This window comes from Actinocorallia libanotica, from assembly GCF_039525175.1.
GTDB classification, from domain to species: domain Bacteria; phylum Actinomycetota; class Actinomycetes; order Streptosporangiales; family Streptosporangiaceae; genus Actinocorallia; species Actinocorallia libanotica.
Map to the genome: position 1 here is coordinate 1 of NZ_BAAAHH010000060.1, position 15128 is coordinate 15128.

General features: G+C 69.5%; 12 protein-coding genes and 1 tRNA gene. 5 read left to right on the forward strand and 8 right to left on the reverse strand.

What is annotated here, in order from left to right:
* The 4 genes from ABD140_RS37275 to htpX all read left to right on the forward strand — a co-directional run.
* Window positions 1–1790: NADH-quinone oxidoreductase subunit 5 family protein (locus ABD140_RS37275; RefSeq protein WP_344247277.1), on the forward strand; the 1790-nt coding region annotated here is incomplete at its 5' end.
* Complete coding sequence (locus tag ABD140_RS37280) at window positions 1787–3274, forward strand: complex I subunit 4 family protein (RefSeq protein ID WP_344247279.1); 1488 nt, start codon at window positions 1787–1789, stop codon at window positions 3272–3274. The genes ABD140_RS37275 and ABD140_RS37280, both read left to right, overlap by 4 nt.
* A 2-nt stretch (window positions 3275–3276) precedes the next feature.
* Entirely contained in the window at window positions 3277–4737 is a 1461-nt protein-coding gene (locus tag ABD140_RS37285; protein ID WP_344247348.1) for an NADH-quinone oxidoreductase subunit N, read from the forward strand.
* A 73-nt stretch (window positions 4738–4810) separates the two neighbouring features.
* Window positions 4811–5662: a zinc metalloprotease HtpX gene (htpX, locus tag ABD140_RS37290; protein WP_344247281.1), complete on the forward strand. Its 852-nt coding sequence runs from the start codon at window positions 4811–4813 to the stop codon at window positions 5660–5662.
* Between the two features lie 72 nt (window positions 5663–5734).
* Here htpX and ABD140_RS37295 read toward each other — a convergent pair whose 3' ends face one another.
* Window positions 5735–6229, reverse strand: coding sequence for a YajQ family cyclic di-GMP-binding protein (locus ABD140_RS37295; RefSeq protein ID WP_344247283.1), 495 nt, complete (start codon window positions 6227–6229; stop codon window positions 5735–5737).
* A 157-nt stretch (window positions 6230–6386) separates the two neighbouring features.
* Here ABD140_RS37295 and ABD140_RS37300 point away from each other — a divergent pair.
* Window positions 6387–6468, forward strand: a tRNA-Tyr gene (locus ABD140_RS37300).
* Between the two features lie 121 nt (window positions 6469–6589).
* On the opposite strand, the gene ABD140_RS37305 is transcribed toward ABD140_RS37300, so the two are convergent.
* The 7 genes from ABD140_RS37305 to ABD140_RS37335 form a co-directional block, all read right to left on the reverse strand.
* The gene (locus ABD140_RS37305; protein ID WP_344247285.1) at window positions 6590–8551 is read right to left on the reverse strand and encodes a tyrosine-type recombinase/integrase; all 1962 of its coding nucleotides are present in this window, start codon (window positions 8549–8551) and stop codon (window positions 6590–6592) included.
* Entirely contained in the window at window positions 8548–8775 is a 228-nt protein-coding gene (locus tag ABD140_RS37310) for a helix-turn-helix transcriptional regulator (protein WP_344247287.1), read from the reverse strand. Before ABD140_RS37310 ends, ABD140_RS37305 begins: the two co-directional genes overlap by 4 nt.
* A 67-nt stretch (window positions 8776–8842) precedes the next feature.
* Window positions 8843–9904, reverse strand: a complete 1062-nt coding sequence (locus tag ABD140_RS37315) for a bifunctional DNA primase/polymerase (RefSeq protein WP_344247290.1) — start codon at window positions 9902–9904, stop codon at window positions 8843–8845.
* 334 nt (window positions 9905–10238) lie between these two features.
* Complete coding sequence (locus ABD140_RS37320) at window positions 10239–11756, reverse strand: ATP-binding protein (RefSeq protein WP_344247292.1); 1518 nt, start codon at window positions 11754–11756, stop codon at window positions 10239–10241.
* Between the two features lie 369 nt (window positions 11757–12125).
* Complete coding sequence (locus ABD140_RS37325) at window positions 12126–12305, reverse strand: hypothetical protein (protein ID WP_344247294.1); 180 nt, start codon at window positions 12303–12305, stop codon at window positions 12126–12128.
* A gap of 82 nt (window positions 12306–12387) precedes the next feature.
* Window positions 12388–14727 (reverse strand): DNA translocase FtsK, encoded by a 2340-nt coding sequence (locus ABD140_RS37330; protein WP_344247296.1) that lies wholly within the window; start codon window positions 14725–14727, stop codon window positions 12388–12390.
* Window positions 14727–15119 (reverse strand): hypothetical protein, encoded by a 393-nt coding sequence (locus ABD140_RS37335; RefSeq protein ID WP_344247298.1) that lies wholly within the window; start codon window positions 15117–15119, stop codon window positions 14727–14729. Before ABD140_RS37335 ends, ABD140_RS37330 begins: the two co-directional genes overlap by 1 nt.
* Between the last annotated feature and the right edge of the window lie 9 nt (window positions 15120–15128).

Genomic DNA, 15128 nt, shown 5'->3' on the forward strand with positions numbered 1-15128 from the left:
CCGCCGGGCTGCCGGGCGGCGGCGCGCGCGGCGCGCTCGGCCCGGTGCTGTTCGCGGTGCTGCCGACCGCGGCGATGACGGCGCTCACCCTGATCATCGCGCTGACGGCGTGGCGCAGCCCCGGCACCCGGACGGGCACGCTCGCCCAGATCCCCACCGGCGGCCCGCCGATCCTCGTCGGGCTGAGCGTGGACGGGCTGTCGGCGCTGCTGGGCCTGCTGGTCGGCGTGGTCGCGCTGGCCGTCCAGATCTACTCGGTCGCCTACATGCGGGACGAGCCGCGCTACTCGTCGTACGCGGCGTTCGTGTCGCTGTTCACCTCGGCGATGCTGCTGGTGGTCTTCGCCCGCGACCTCATGGTGCTGTACGTCGGCTGGGAGGTCATGGGCATCTGCTCGTACTTCCTCGTCGGCCACCACTGGGAGGACAAGGCCAACTCGCGGGCGGCGGCCAAGGCGTTCCTGGTCACCCGCGTCGGCGACGCGGGGCTGCTGCTCGGCGTCATCGTGCTGGGGCTGGGCGCGGGGAGCTTCGACATCGCCACCGTGCTGGCCGAGGTCGACACGATGCCGCACACCACCGTCGTGGTCGCCGCGCTCCTGCTGCTGTGCGGGGTCGCGGGCAAGAGCGCCCAGTTCCCGCTGCACACCTGGCTTCCCGACGCGATGGCCGGCCCGACGCCGATCAGCGCGCTCATCCACGCCGCGACGATGGTCGCGGCGGGCGTCTACCTGGTGGCCCGGCTGTACGGGGTGTTCGCCGAGGCGCCCGTCGCGCTGGCCGTGCTGGGCGTCCTCGCGGCGGTCTCGATGGTCGGGGCGGCGCTGGCGGCGCTGGCCCAGCGCGACCTCAAACGGGTGCTGGCGTACTCGACGATCAGCCAGCTGGCCATCATGACGGCGGGCCTGGCGGTCGGCGCGAAGACGGCGGCGATGTTCCACCTCGTGACGCACGGGGCGTTCAAGGCGCTGCTGTTCCTCGCGGCCGGGTGCGTCATCCACGCCGTCGGCTCCAACCTGCTCTCCGACATGGGCGGCCTGCGCAAGGCGATGCCCGTGACGTTCGTGTGCGCGACCGTCGGGTACGCGGCGCTGGCGGGGCTGCCGCCGGTCGCCGGGTTCTTCTCCAAGGACGCCGTCATCGAGCACGCGCAGCGTGTCGCGGTCGACGGCGGACGGCTCGGGACGCTCCCCGGGGCGGCCATTCCGGGCTGGACGGCCTGGACGGTCTACCTCGCGCTGCTCGTCACGACCGCGCTGACGGCCGCGTACGCGCTGCGGGCGTGGCTGATGACGTTCTTCGGGCCGGAACGTGACGCGCACGAGGCTCCGGGAGCCATGCGGTGGCCGATCGTGGTGCTGGCGGGAGCGAGCGCCGTCATCGGGTTCTTCGGTCTGGCGGCGGAGGAGCTGCGGCCTCACCTGGGGGCCGCGGCCATGGCGCTGCTGTTCACCGCCGCGGGAGCCGGCGCGATGTTCCTGGCCTGGCGTGACGCGCCCGCCTCCGACCCGGCGGAACGGATGAAGCGGGTGCGTCCGGTGCTGGAGAACGCCTTCTACCTCGACGGGCTGTACGACCTCGCCGTCGTCCGTCCCGTCAGGTGGCTGGGACGGGCCGTGCGCGGCGCCGACAAGCGCGTCCTGGACGGCGCCGTCGAGGCGACGGTCCCGGCGGCGCGCGGCCTCGGGGCGTTCGCCGCGCTGCCGCAGGCGGGCAATCCGCAGACCTACCTGACCGGCCTGCTGGCCGGAGTCGTGTTCCTCGTCCTGGCGGTGGTGGCCCTCACGTGAGCACTCTCGTCCACCTTCTCTGGCTGCCGCTCGCCGCGGCCGTCCTGCCCTTCCTGGTGCCCGCCTCGATCCGGCTCGACCCGGTCGGGTTCGGGCGCGTGGCGTCCGGGTTCATCCTGGCGATGGCGCTCGTGCAGGTCGCGGCGTTCGACTACGGCGAGCCGGACCGGATGCAGCAGCCGATGGACGTGCCGTGGATTCCGGCCATCGGGGTGCGCTTCCACCTCGGCGTCGACGGCATCTCGCTGCCCCTGGTCGTCCTCACGGCGCTGCTGACGTTCCTGTGCTTCCTGTACCTGGGCCGCCACGAGGTGCACAACGCGAAGCTGATGACGGCGCTGCTGTTCGTCCTCGAACTCGGCATGATCGGCACGTTCCTCGCGCTGGACCTCGTGCTGTTCTTCGTGTTCTTCGAGGTCGTGCTGATCCCGATGTACGTCGTCATCGCCCTGTGGGGCGGTGAGGGGCGGCGGCGCGCGGCGTACAAGTTCATCCTCTACACGCTGCTGGGCTCGGCCGCTCTGCTGGCGGGCCTGATGCTGCTGGGCGTCAGCGGCGGGACGTTCGACATGGTCGCGCTGGCCGAGAGCCAGGGGCTGCGGATCGCGCGCGGCGTCCAGATCGCGGCGTTCGCGTTCATCGGCCTCGGGCTGGCGGTGAAGACGCCGATGTGGCCGCTGCACACGTGGCTGCCCGACGCGCACACCGAGGCGCCCACCGTCGGGTCCGTGCTGCTGGCCGGGGTGCTGCTGAAGATGGGCACGTACGGCCTGGTGCGCATCGCCGTGCCCGCGCTGCCCGAGGGCGCGGCGTTCTGGGCGCCGTGGCTGGGCTGCCTGGCGGTCGTCGGGATCATCTACGGGGCGCTGGCCTGCCTGGCGCAGACCGACCTGAAACGGCTCATCGCCTACTCCTCCATCGGGCACATGGGCTTCGTGCTGCTGGGCATCGCGACGCTGAGCGCCACCGGCATCAACGCGGCGCTGTTCGGCAACATCGCGCACGGGCTCATCACGGGCCTGCTGTTCTTCCTCGCCGGATCTATCAAGGAGCGGTACGGGACGGGCGACCTCGCCGGGATCGGCGGCGGGATGCTGGCCCGCGCGCCGCGGCTGGCGGCGGTGCTCATCTTCGCCGCCGTCGCCTCCCTCGGGCTGCCGGGCCTCGCCGGGTTCTGGGGCGAGATGCTCGCGCTCGTGGGCGCCTACCAGCCCGGTGCGGGGCTGCCCCGGGAGACGTTCGTGACGTACATGGCGGTGGCGGCGGTCGGCGCGGTGCTGACGGCCGCCTACTTCCTGCGGCTGCTCGGCAGGATCACCCACGGGCGGTCGGGGACGGGGACGGCCGTCGCCGACGTGCACCCCGCGGAATGGGCGTCGTGGGTGCCGCTGATCGTCCTGGTGGTGCTGATCGGGCTGTGGCCGGGGATGCTGCTGGCCCTCACCGACGGGCCGGTGCGCGCGCTGATCGGAGCGGGGTCTTGAACGTGATCCAGGAGATCGACTACGCGGCGGTGGCGCCGGTGCTGATCGTCGCGGTCGCGGCGGTCGGGGTGCTGCTGGCCGGGGCGTTCGAGCTGGGCGCGCGGTGGCTGGGACGGCTGACGGCGCTCGCGCTCACCGCGGGCCTGGCGGCGGTCTTCGCGCTCGTTCCCGGCGAGGTGCGGCGGACGTTCTGCGTGCCGGAGACGCTGCGCGGGGACGGGCTGGAGTCGTGCTCCTACGTCGTCGACGCGTTCACGCTGCTCTTCCAGGGCATCGTGCTGGCGGCGGCCGTCGTGGTCGTCCTGATGTCGCTCGCGGAGCTGGAGTCCGCCGACGTCCCGGCGGGGGAGTACTACTTCCTGCTGCTGTGCGCGGTCACCGGCGCGCTGGCGCTCGTCGCGGCGCGCGACCTGGTGCTGCTGTTCACGGCGCTGGAGACGCTGGCGCTGCCGGTGTTCGCGCTGGTGGCGCTGAAGCGCTACGACGGGCGGGCCACCGAGGCGGCGGTGAAGCTGTTCCTGGTGTCGGTGGTCTCGGCGGCGGTGCTGCTGTTCGGGATCAGCCTCGTGTACGGGACGGCCGGGGCGATGCACTTCGACCGGATCGCGGCCGCGTCCGTCGAGGGGGCGCTGGAGCCCGTCCTGGCGGCGGGGATCGTCATGGTCGTCGCGGGGTTCGCGTTCAAGGTCGCGGCGGTGCCGTTCCACTTCTGGGCGCCGGACGTGTACCAGGGCGCGCCGGTGCCGGTCGCGGCGTTCCTGTCGGTCGTCTCCAAGGCCGGCGGGTTCGCCGGGCTGGCGCTGGTCGTCGCGCTGGCGTTCCCCTCCCACGGGGACGTCTGGGGGCCGCTGCTGGCGGTCCTGGCGGCCGCGACGATGACGGTGGGCAACGTGATGGCGCTGCGCCAGACGCAGGCCGTACGGCTGCTGGCGTGGTCGTCGGTGGCGCAGTCGGGGTACATGCTGGCGCCGCTGGCCGTGGGCGCCGAGCACATCGGGCAGGGAATCGGGGCGACCGCCGGGTACCTGGCGTTCTACGCGGTGATGAACCTGGGCGCCTTCGCGGTCGTCCACGGGGCGGGTCGGGCGTCGGAGGGGAACCTGCTGGCGGACTACCGGGGCCTGGTCCGGCGTGATCCGCTTTCTGGGGTTTCGTTGGCCTTTTTCTTGATCTGTCTGGCGGGGCTGCCGCCGGGCGTGATGGGGCTCGTGGCCAAGGTGCTCGTCTTCAAGGCCGTGATGACCGGGCCGGTGGTCTGGCTCGCCGCCGTCATGGCCGTCAACGTCGTCATCGGGCTTTACTACTACCTGGTGTGGGCGGCGCGGCTGTTCGCGCCCGGGACGGGGCCGCTGCCGCCGACCGGGCTGCCCTACAGGCTGGCGCTGGGCATCACGGGAGCGGGCGCCGTGCTGCTGTCGGTGGTGCCCCAGGTGCTGCTGCAGGCGGTCTTCCCGGCGGGCTGAAAGACCCATCGAGGAACGTTTCCCCTGATCCGCACGTTGTTTCGGGCGGAGAGCCAAGGGGAGGTTCTGAGCTATGAACGGCGTGAAGACGGCGGCGCTGATCGCCGCGCTTTCCGCGGTGATGCTGCTCGTCGGGTGGGGGCTCGGCGGGCGGGGCGGACTGCTGATCGCCCTGGTGATCGCGCTGGTGAGCAACGGCGTCGCCTACTTCTTCAGCGACAAGATCGCGTTGCGCTCGATGCGCGCCCACCCCATCAGCGAGGTCGAGGCGCCCGTCCTGTACGCGATCGTCCGCGAGCTGGCCACCGCCGCGCGCCAGCCCATGCCGCGCCTGTACGTCTCGGAGACGCCGCAGCCCAACGCGTTCGCCACCGGCCGCAACCCGCGCAACGCGGCGGTCTGCGTGACCCGGGGGATCCTGCAGATGCTCGACCGGCGGGAGCTGCGCGCGGTGATCGGCCACGAGCTGTCGCACGTCTACAACCGCGACATCCTCATCGCGTCCGTCGCGGCGGCGCTCGCCACGGTCGTCACCTACCTGACCTACCTCGGCATGTTCCTGCCGGGCCGCTCCGACGACCGGGAGGGCCCCGGCATGTTCGGCGCCCTGCTGATGATCGTCCTCGGCCCGGTGGCCGCCGGGATCATCCAGATGGCGATCAGCCGCACCCGCGAGTACCAGGCCGACGAGTCCGGCGCCCGCCTCAGCGGCGACCCGCTGGCCCTCGCCAGCGCCCTGCGCAAGATCTCCGGCGGGGTCCGCGCCCTGCCGCTGCCGGCCGACCCGCAGATCGAGTCGACCAGCGCGCTGATGATCGCCCACCCGTTCAGCGGCGGCGGCCTCAGCAAGCTGTTCTCCACGCACCCGCCCATTCCCGAGCGGATCGCCCGCCTGGAGCGCATGGCCGACGGCACGCACGGCTGACCCCGGCCTTCCGGCCTTCGGGCCCGGCTTCCGGGACCCGCCCGCGTACTCTGCGGGCGGGTCCCGGCCGTACTACCGGTAGTTGATGAACTGGAGGGCGATGTCGAGGTCCTCCTTGCCCTTCAGCAGCGCGATGACCTCCTGCAGGTCGTCCCGCTTCTTGGAGCTGACCCGCAGCTCCTCACCCTGGATCTGGGCCTTGACGCCCTTCGGCCCCTCCTCCCGGATGATCTTGCCGATCTTCTTGGCGTTCTCCTGCGAGATCCCCTCCTTGAGGTTCACCCCCAGCTTGTAGAGCTTCCCGGACGCCTTCGGCTCACCCGCGTCGAGGATCTTCAACGAGAGCCCCCGCTTGATCAGCTTCTCCTTGAAGACGTCGAGGACCGCCAGTGCCCGCTCCTCGCTGTTGGCCTGGATCTCGATGGACTCCCCCGACCACCTGATCCCCGCGTCCACGTTGCGGAAGTCGAACCGGTTGGCCACTTCCTTGGCCGCCTGGTTCAGCGCGTTGTCCGTCTCCTGCCGGTCCAGCTTGGAGACGATGTCGAACGAACTCTCGGATGCCACGGTTCAGATGTCCTCACGCATAACGACGATGTCCCTGAGGCGGACCCACCGGACCCGCCCCTCCCAGTCTCCCAGCCCGTTCCCCCGCCTCACACCAATCCCGTGTGACGACCACCCCCGGCATCCGCTAGTATTTCTGACGTCGCAAGCGACACACGGCGGTTTGCCCGAGTGGCCAAAGGGAGCAGACTGTAAATCTGCCGGCTCAGCCTACGGTGGTTCGAACCCACCAGCCGCCACAGCAGCCGAAACGGCCCCCGACCTGCGGAAGCAGGCGGGGGCCGTTCGCTTTGGATCACCGGTCATTCACGGCGATCACCGGGCCTGAGCGGCTGGTCCCGGACTATTCCCGGATTCGTTTCAGGTCCGCCAGCTTCGGAAGAGCAGCGGGTTGACCGGCAGATGCCGTTCCCTGACCGCGTACTCCAGGAGGTTGAACAGGACCGACCGCCGGCGGGCAGCGACGTTGGGGGAGGCCGGTTCTCCGTCGAGCCGCCTGCCGAGGTAGGCCAGGACGGAACCGAGCCGCTCGGGATCCTTGAGCACCCTGGCATTGGGGGAGTGCTCGGCCACCCAGGCGATCACTTTGGCGTGATCGTCGGGGATCGCGTCCCAGCGGTCGGGCCTGAACGCCCAGGACGTCAGGGCCTGGACGAGCTGGACGTCTGTGGGCCAGGGGCCGGGACGGTCCAGCAGGGCCATGGTGACCTTGGTGATGGTCTCCAGGGCGCCTTTGCGGGTCGTCGGGCCGATGGTGTCCCATTTGGCCCCGATGTAGGCGACGGCCAGCTCGTAGCAGGAGACCGGCTGCGGCTCGGGGGCGTCCTGACCGATCAGCAGCTGGTCCAGGTCGCTGAGATCCACCTCTTCGGCCTTGGGCGAGCTCTTGCGCCCCAGCTTGGCCAGCGCGGTCTCCTGGGAGCCGCTGAGACAGTGGATGTAGACGCGCAGCAGCACCGGGACGCTGTTGCCTGCCCACTCGGAGATCTGGGCCGGGTCGACTCCGGCGTTCAGCCAGATCGACAGCCGGGCGTGCCGCAGGTCGTAGGGACGTTCGGCCAGGACGGATTTCGTCTCGGCACGGGTGAGAACCTCCGCCCGTGCGGAGTCCCAGATCCGGTTGGTGGTGCTCTCAGAGACCAGACCACCGTCCTCACCGCGGAAGAGCCTGCCGTCCGGCGCGGTCCCGAACTCCCGCAGGTGCCGCCGCAGCAGTGCGCCGAGGACCGGTGAGATCGGTACGGGCCTGGTCTCCGCGACCGCTCGGTGTTTGAGCTGGCGGATCTCCCGCTCTCCGCTGTCGGTCCAGGCCCCGCTGACCTCAGGGGAGGAGTCGGCCAGGTGGAACCATCCCCACTCCTCTTCGTCCTCGGGCAGATCGATCTCGTCTTCTGCCAGAGTGACTGCCTCCCCCGGTCGGAGGCCGGCGAGGAACAGGCAGCCGTAGAACGCCTGCAAGTGCCGACCCATCGCGCCCTGCTGCCCGGCGGCGATGAGGAGTCGACGCCCCGTGGCCTCGTTGACCACCCGGCGACGGTCGATGGAATCGTTGCTCTTGGCCGCAGGCAAGCTGACGATGAGCAGAGGATTCACGGCCAGGTGCTTCTTCTCGACCGCGTACTTGAGGGCGTTGAAGAAGGTCGCTCGTTTGCGCTTGTAGGTCGAGGCGGAGGCTTTGGTCCCGTCGAGCTTGAGCGTGAGCTGGACCAGGACGTCGCGGACCAGATCCGTGTCCTCAAGCTCCGACATGTTCACGCTGTGCTCTTCGACCCAGCGGATCACCTTGTGTAGCTCGGCCGGAAGACCGTCCTTGTGCGCGGTCACGTTGAAAGCCCACGTGCTGAGCGCTGCATGGATCTCTGAAGCGTCCGGGCCGCCTTCCTCCCGACGGACCAGCGCCAGCGTCGTGGCGGCCAGGCCCTCGGCGATGCCCCGCCGATGCCCTGGCGACACGGTCTTCCACTTCATCTTCGAATACGAGATCGCGAACTCGTACCACGTCGGTTCCTGCTTCTTCTTCGGCTCGGGGGCCTTGGGGAGCATGGACAACGGGAGTCCTGACCGGACGTCGAAAGGCTGGCCCTCGTTGGCCGCGGTGCGCAGCTTCGCCTGGTGGCCCTCCGCCAGTCGCTTCCCGCTGAAGTTCTTGGAGTGCTCTCTACCTGAGACGGTCCAGCGGAGCTGATACCGGGGTTTCCCCTTGCTCCGTTGGGTGGGCGGCAATTCCTTGATCTCCCGGATGCGGACGTTATAGGAGATCTGAACGGGGCCGGCCCCCGGCCCCTCTTCAGGGACGGAGGCCGGATTCTTGCTGAAGGTCACGCTTCCTCCCGCTCCTTCATCCAGGCCTCGAACGCTCCGCGCTCGATCCGGATCTGTCGGTTCGGCAGCTTCGTGATCGGCGGCGCCACCTTCTTTCGCCGCCAGTCGTCGAAGGTCGAACGCTTCACCTGGAGCAGGGTCAGCACCTGTTCGAGAGTCAGCCACTCCAAAGGCGACTGGGAATTCTGGGGGTTCTTACCGGGGATCCGGCGGCTGGTAGCCATGTGTTCTCCTCCGTTTCGAAGGTCTGGAGACGGGGTGATCGTTGAGAGATGAGTCGGGGCACCTGGGTCAGGCTTTGCGGCCGGGCTCGGGCAGAGGACGGGCTACTCCGTTGGCGATGGCTCGGGTGACGACTCGGCGGGCGAGCCGGTCAGGTAGGCCGCTGGCGGTGCCGATGTCGATGAGCCGGGTTTCGACGTCGGATCGGGGTAGGCCGGACCAGGCGAGGAGTCCGCCGGCCTTGTAGGCGAGGGCGGAGAGGGCGCGTTGCCGACCGTCGTGGAGCCGGGTGAGTTCGGCGGCGCCGCGTTCGATGACGGTGGTCAAGTAAGCGCTCGGTCCGGCTTGCCCACTGGGTCTGACCTGGGTGGGCAAGGGTTTGGGCAAGCCTTTGGGCAAAGCTCGGCGGCTGGCCGCGCGACGTACTTCGTGTTCGAGCCAGGCGGGCATCCGTCCGGGACGGGCGGGGTCGCCGGCGAGGACGGTGTAAGGGCCGCGGCGGGTGAGGGCGCTGGGGGCGATGCCGTAGGACCATCCGGCTTTGATGTCGATCTGCCAGCCGAGTTCGCCGATCGCCTGCCGTAGGTCGATGCCGGGCGGGGCCCGGTACCACAGGTGTCGTCCGCCGGACGGGGTGGTGACGACGACGGCCTGGTGCTCGGGGCCGGTCGGCCAGGGGCGGGGCCCGCCGCGCAGTTTGGCCAGGAGCAGCAGGACGTCGCGTCCGCTGCGGATGTCGGCGAGCTGCTCGGCTGGGATGTTCTTGGCCGCCAGGTCGATTCCGGGTAGCAGCTCAGCCGCGGGGTCGGCGGGCGGTTGGTCGGCGTGGGTGTCGAGGTCGATGAGGACCAGGTGGGAGGGGCCGGCTGCGATGCCGGGGATGGCGTCGGGGTGCTCGTTCCACCACCTGGTGATGCGGTTCGGGTCGATGGTCGCGGCACGAACGCCGTGGCAGAGCCGACCGGCGGGGATGCAGACGCAGCGTTCGATCGCATGAGTGGTGGTGTCGCGGCAGTCGGGACAGTTGGCGAGTGGTCTTTTGCTGGTGGGTGAGAGGGGCAGGATGTGCCATCCGAGTTCGGCCAGTTCCAGGGCCAGGCGCACGGCCTGATCGGGACGGTGTGAGGGCATGGGTCGGCTCCGTTGCGCGGGGCGGGGGATGTCTAACTCATGCGGCGGGCGGAAGGATGAGGCATCCCCCGCCCGCCGTCGGCCTGGTCGGTGATGGGAAGAAATCGCCGAAGCATGTCCCTGCTGTCCCATTCGGCTTCTGAGCTGCGGAAACAGCGGGACAAGGCCTTGTCCTCGGTGGGACATGGGGGACAAGGCCAGTCGTGATCATGGGACAACGGGGACATGGCTGGGACATGGGGTTGTCCCTGCGTCCGTGCAGTTCAGGGACTGTGTGGGACGGGAGGGACATGGGTTTCCCTCTTTTGAAGATGAGAGAGGGAAGAGACAGGATTTAAGAGGTGATCTTGCTGACGCTGACGAAGCGTTTGGAGCCGGACTTACGGCGTCGGACATCGACACCGAGCTTGCGCAGGGACGGAGCGACCTCCGTGACCTTCTGCCCGGCGACGCGCACGTCCTTGGGCAGTTCCGTGACGGCCATGCCGCCCTGGACGCAGATCTTGTGGAGTTCGGCCAGCAGGTCGGCGGTGCTCCCCTCCCAGGGGCCGGGCGGCGGTCCGTCGGGGTTGGGGCGGTGGGCCAGCCGGTAGAGGGACTGGGCGAAGACGTCGCCCTCGATGAGGGAGGCGCCCATCGCCACGATCCGCTCCCGGTAGGTGGCCAGGGTGCTCCAGCCGGTATGGGCGTCCAGGGCGGCCAGGACGCGGGCGAAGTCGGCCATGCGCGGCAGGTTCTCGATCTGGACGTTGGGCAGGTGCGCCAGCGTTCCGCAGACCAGGTCGAGGATGGCTCCGAGTGCTTCGGGCAGGGCGGCTTCGCGGGCGGCGCGGATCTCGGATTCGGGTCGGCGGCTGTCGAGGACTTCGGGTTCGACCAGCAGCATGCGGTCGACCAGGTCGCCGGCGAGGGCGTGCTTGATGCCGATGGTGGTGATGGCCATGACCCGCTGGAAGGAGAACACCACGATGTCCTCGTCCGAGTGCAGGGCGCGCTGCAGGACGGAGTCGCCGGTGACGCCCTTGCACAGGCTGTTGGAGAACCAGTCGGGGATCTCGGTGAGGTTGTCGAAGGAGAACGCCCAGGACGCGCGGGCGAAGATGGCCCACTCACGCGAGCCTGCAGGGGTCTCACGGTCGGCGGCCGGCTGCGGGTCGCACAACGACAGCAGGGTCCGCACCAGGGTGGACTTGGCGGTGCCCTGCTCGCCCTGGACGAAGAGAATCGGGTGGGGGATGTCGAGGAAGAACGCCGCTACCACCCAGCCGATCGCCAACCGGTAGTCCTCCTCGGAAAGGTTGACCAGTGCCCGCAGCGTGTTCAGAGAACCGCCGTGCACGGGTTCGACCAGCGGGTGCACCAGGCTGGAGCGGCGGAAGATGACGGGCGACTTCGCCTCGGTCCGCCAGCCGTCGCAGGTGACGACGATGGCCTGCCCGGTCTCGGTGCCCATGTCGACCACGACGCACTCACCCAGCTCGGGATCATGCAGGCGACCCATGCGCAGGAACACCGGCTCGGGGTCCTTCTCCCCGGCCTCGCCTTCCAGCACGTTGACGCAGTCCGACAACGCGGCGCCGGAAGCGACCTGGCCGCTGCGCCGCCACAACGAGGTGGCGAGCTTGGCCCGCACCCCTCCCTCACCTTTGGAGCCCAGCGGGACCGCGATGTTCGGCCCGTCCTTGGGCACCCCGTAGGTACGGCCGTCATCGGCGCGGATGAACCTGTAGGTCTCTTCGGCCATGGTCACCAGCACCTGCGCCATATCGGGGCCCTTGCCGCCTTTGCCGCCTTGGGGCGGTGCGTCGTCGGGCGGAGGCGGAGGCCGGTGGTTGCCGGAAGTCTTGGACAAGGTCTCTTCATCATGATGATCACGGGCCTCCACACGAGAACCTCTCTGTGAGAACACGGGCATACGAAGCGACGGCCTCATGGCCGTCGCGTTTTTTGGAAGGAAGCCCCTGTGACACCTTCAGCGCGTCACGGGCGGGGGCTGGGGGCGGGACTTACAGGTCAGAGGTGGTGTCACGGCCGTGACAGGCAGGCGTGACACCTGCGTGACAGGGCCGCGTGACACCCCCGTGACAAGATCATTAAGTGGTCGGGCTCTGCTCTACGCGCGCAGCCGTGCGCGCGAGGGATGGGGCTGGTGTGACGTCGAGGGCCGAAGAAAGGCCCAGCCTGCTGGGTGCGGGCCGGGCCGTGGGAGTTGGGCGTTCGGTTACTTGGCCGTGAGGCGGGCTTGCAGGGAGGCGGCGTGCGCGGCGAATGAGGTGGCTTCCTGCTGGGCTCGTTCGGCGCCCCACTGCTCGTTGCCGCCGTCGTCGGCGATCTGCTGGTAGTGCGCGGCGCGGCGCTCGGCGAAGTCGATGCCGTTCTTGATCTCTTCTCGGCTGGCCATGCTGCTGGTCCTTTCATCTGCAAGGGCATGCGGTGTGAGAAAGGCCCGGATCGCTGGGTGCGATCCGGGCCGTGGGGTTCGGTCAGGCTGGGGTGAGGACCTCGTTGAGGGGTTCGAGGTCGACGATGGTGTACAGGGCGGTGGGGCCGTCCTTGTCTTCGGCCAGGACGCCGCGGGCGACCAGGTCGGACAGGACCTTGTAGATCCAGCCGCGGGAGGTCATCCCGGCCCGGGTGCGGACCTCCTTCAGCTCGCTGTCGGAGGCGTTGAAGACCGGCTTGGTCTGGGAGCGCTGGTGGATCCAGGCGTAGACCAGGGCGCGGGCCTGCTCGGGTGGGAGCTTGGCGGCCTTGCGTTCGGCGGCCTGCTCGGACGTGAGGGTGTTGAAGGTGTCCTCCGCCAGAGTCGGTTCCCGGATCTCGTCGTACGGTCCGGCGACGACCTCGGGATCGGGGTCGTCGGTGCGGAGGTACTCGGCGATCGGGTGGCCGTCCTCGCGCAGCCCTTCGATGACGGTCTCGGCGTCTTCGGCGTCGACCAGGACCTCACGCGGTTCGGTTGCTTCGGCCGGCTGGGGGCCGACGACGCCCTTCATCTCCAGCGCCTCTAGGAGCTGGACGGCGGCGGCGTGCGGCAGGCGCAGCTTGCGCGAGAGCATCGCCGAAGAGGCGTGCTGGGTGGTGATGATGAGCTCGGCCGCCTGGGCGAGCAGCTCGCCCAGGTCGTCTCCATCATCTTCGGGCTCGACGTTGACGACGTCCAGGTCGTGGGCGGCCGGGGTGGGAAGGGCCTCGGGTCGACCGGTCACCGGGAGCGCCGGGGCGTGCTGGCTGGCAGGGAAGGCGGCCAAACGGGCGGTGAACTCGTCCATCGGCTTGGCCTGCGCCGGGTACTGGACGGCGTAGTCGGTCATGGTCTGGACGGCGGCCTGGTCGCGGACAGATTCGGGTGCGCCTTCGGGGCAGCCCAGGGCCCAGTCCCAGGTGCGCAGCGGCATGCCCAGGTGGGTGCCGTCCTGGTGGGGATGATCGAGGTAGGCCATGCCGGGCTGCTTGAACAGGTGCGGGCGGGCCTCGGCGTCCTGCTGGGCGTCGGAGAGGCCGTATTCGGCGTCTTCTTCCTTGGCGACGCCGAAGCACATGAAGGCCTTGTGCTGGCCGCGGGCCAGGGTCGGCATTTCGGTGTGGGTGGAGCGCTGAAGGCTGTTGTTGATGGAGCCGCCGGCGGAGCGGAGCTCTTTCATCACCTCCAGCGCCAGGTCTTCGTCCTTGCTGGAGAGGTTGCCCCAGAACTTGGCGGCCTCCTCGATGTGGATGACCCAGTACAGCAGGCCGCAGCCTTCGACCCACTTGGTGTAGCCGTGCTCGGTCAGCCACTGGGTGCGCTTGGGGATCTCGGCGTGCAGGGCGCGCAGGAACTTCACAGCTCCGGCTTTGGTGGTCTCCAGGCGGTGCAGGCCGGGCTTGAGCGGACCGAGGGTCTGCTCTCCCTTGGAGGTGTCGATCGCGAACACTGCGACGTCCTTGCGGCTGATGGTCTCGCCCAGGTAGTTCCAGCAGCCACCGATGGACTTTCCGGACCCGGTCGTGCCCATGATCTGGGTGTGGTGGCCCAGGATCGGATGCCACACGATCTCGCTGTCCTGGTAGATGCCCAGTCGCAGCGGCAGGGCGATAGACTCGCCGGGCGCCGACGGGCCGGGCCAGGCGATGGGCTTCTTCATCACGCGCGGGTCGGTGATGGTGAAGTGCGCGCGGGCGGCGTCGTTCTCATCGCCGTTGACCGAGACGCTGCCGGGCGGCAGGTGCATCCCGGACTCGATGTACTCGGTGCGCTTGACGACATCCCCGGCGGTCTTCTCCCCGGGCGGAAGCTCCAGCACGGCCTTGATCTTGTGTTCGGTGACCTCCTTGGTCTTGACCTCGGCACCCTTGAGGCCGAAGTTCTCCTTGCTGCGGTCGAACAGCTCCTTCAGCGCGTCCCCGTGGCCGCGGCCGCCGTCCTGGCCGTGGTGGCCCGTGCGGATGACCGCGCGGATGTTCCAACCCAGCGCGAGGGTGACGCCGCCGAAGAACCAGAAGAAGAACGTGCCTTTGGCGGTCACTCCGGTGATGGTGGCGATGGTGAACCACAGGCAGCCGCACGCGGTGGAGAGCGTGGAGTGGATGCGGCCGATGGGGCCGCGGGCGTGGGAGACCAGCCAGGTCAGTCCCGAGAGGATGACGGTGGCGAAGGTCCCGGCCATCGCCGCCCAGCTGACGGCCGGGCTGCTGCCCCACAGGGCGTGGGAGAGCGCGGAGAAGCCGAAGAGGAAGCCGAGCATCAGCCACGGCGGCACCAGAACGCCCAGCTTGGTGAAGATGGACACGATGAGCGGGCCGAGGCCGGCGGCCTGGACGACCTCACTGGTCTTCTTGAGCATCAGATATCGACCTCTCCAGCGAAGGGGAAGGCCTTGCGGGCCTTGGTGGGCTTGGTGCCGGCGTCCTGGATGTCCAGGAACTCGCGCCGATACTGGAGCGTGAACCGCACGCTCTCGGCCGAGACACCGCGGGCGAGCTCGGCGGCGCGGCGCAGGTGACGGGTGCACCAGCGGGCACGCAGGTAGACGTCCACCCCCAGCAGCAGGGGGTGGCCCTTGAGCTTGCGGATCGCCCGGTTGGCCTGGGCAGCCGCCTCGTCGAACTCGGCAGCGAAGTCGTGGCCGAGTCTCTGGGTGACCTTGCCGTACTGGGCGATCTTCTTGCCGACCGCTCCGTCGAACTCGATCTCGCCCATCGCGTCCAAGCGGCTCTCGCCGGACCCTGCTGCCATCGGTGATCA

Coding starts and splice junctions, on each gene's coding strand:
- htpX (WP_344247281.1), top strand. CDS start 4,811: ATGAACGGCGTGAAGACGGCGGCGCTGATCGCCGCGCTTTCCGCGGTG.
- ABD140_RS37310 (WP_344247287.1), bottom strand. CDS start 8,775: ATGGCTACCAGCCGCCGGATCCCCGGTAAGAACCCCCAGAATTCCCAG.
- ABD140_RS37315 (WP_344247290.1), bottom strand. CDS start 9,904: ATGCCCTCACACCGTCCCGATCAGGCCGTGCGCCTGGCCCTGGAACTG.
- ABD140_RS37325 (WP_344247294.1), bottom strand. CDS start 12,305: ATGGCCAGCCGAGAAGAGATCAAGAACGGCATCGACTTCGCCGAGCGC.
- ABD140_RS37330 (WP_344247296.1), bottom strand. CDS start 14,727: ATGCTCAAGAAGACCAGTGAGGTCGTCCAGGCCGCCGGCCTCGGCCCG.
- ABD140_RS37335 (WP_344247298.1), bottom strand. CDS start 15,119: ATGGCAGCAGGGTCCGGCGAGAGCCGCTTGGACGCGATGGGCGAGATC.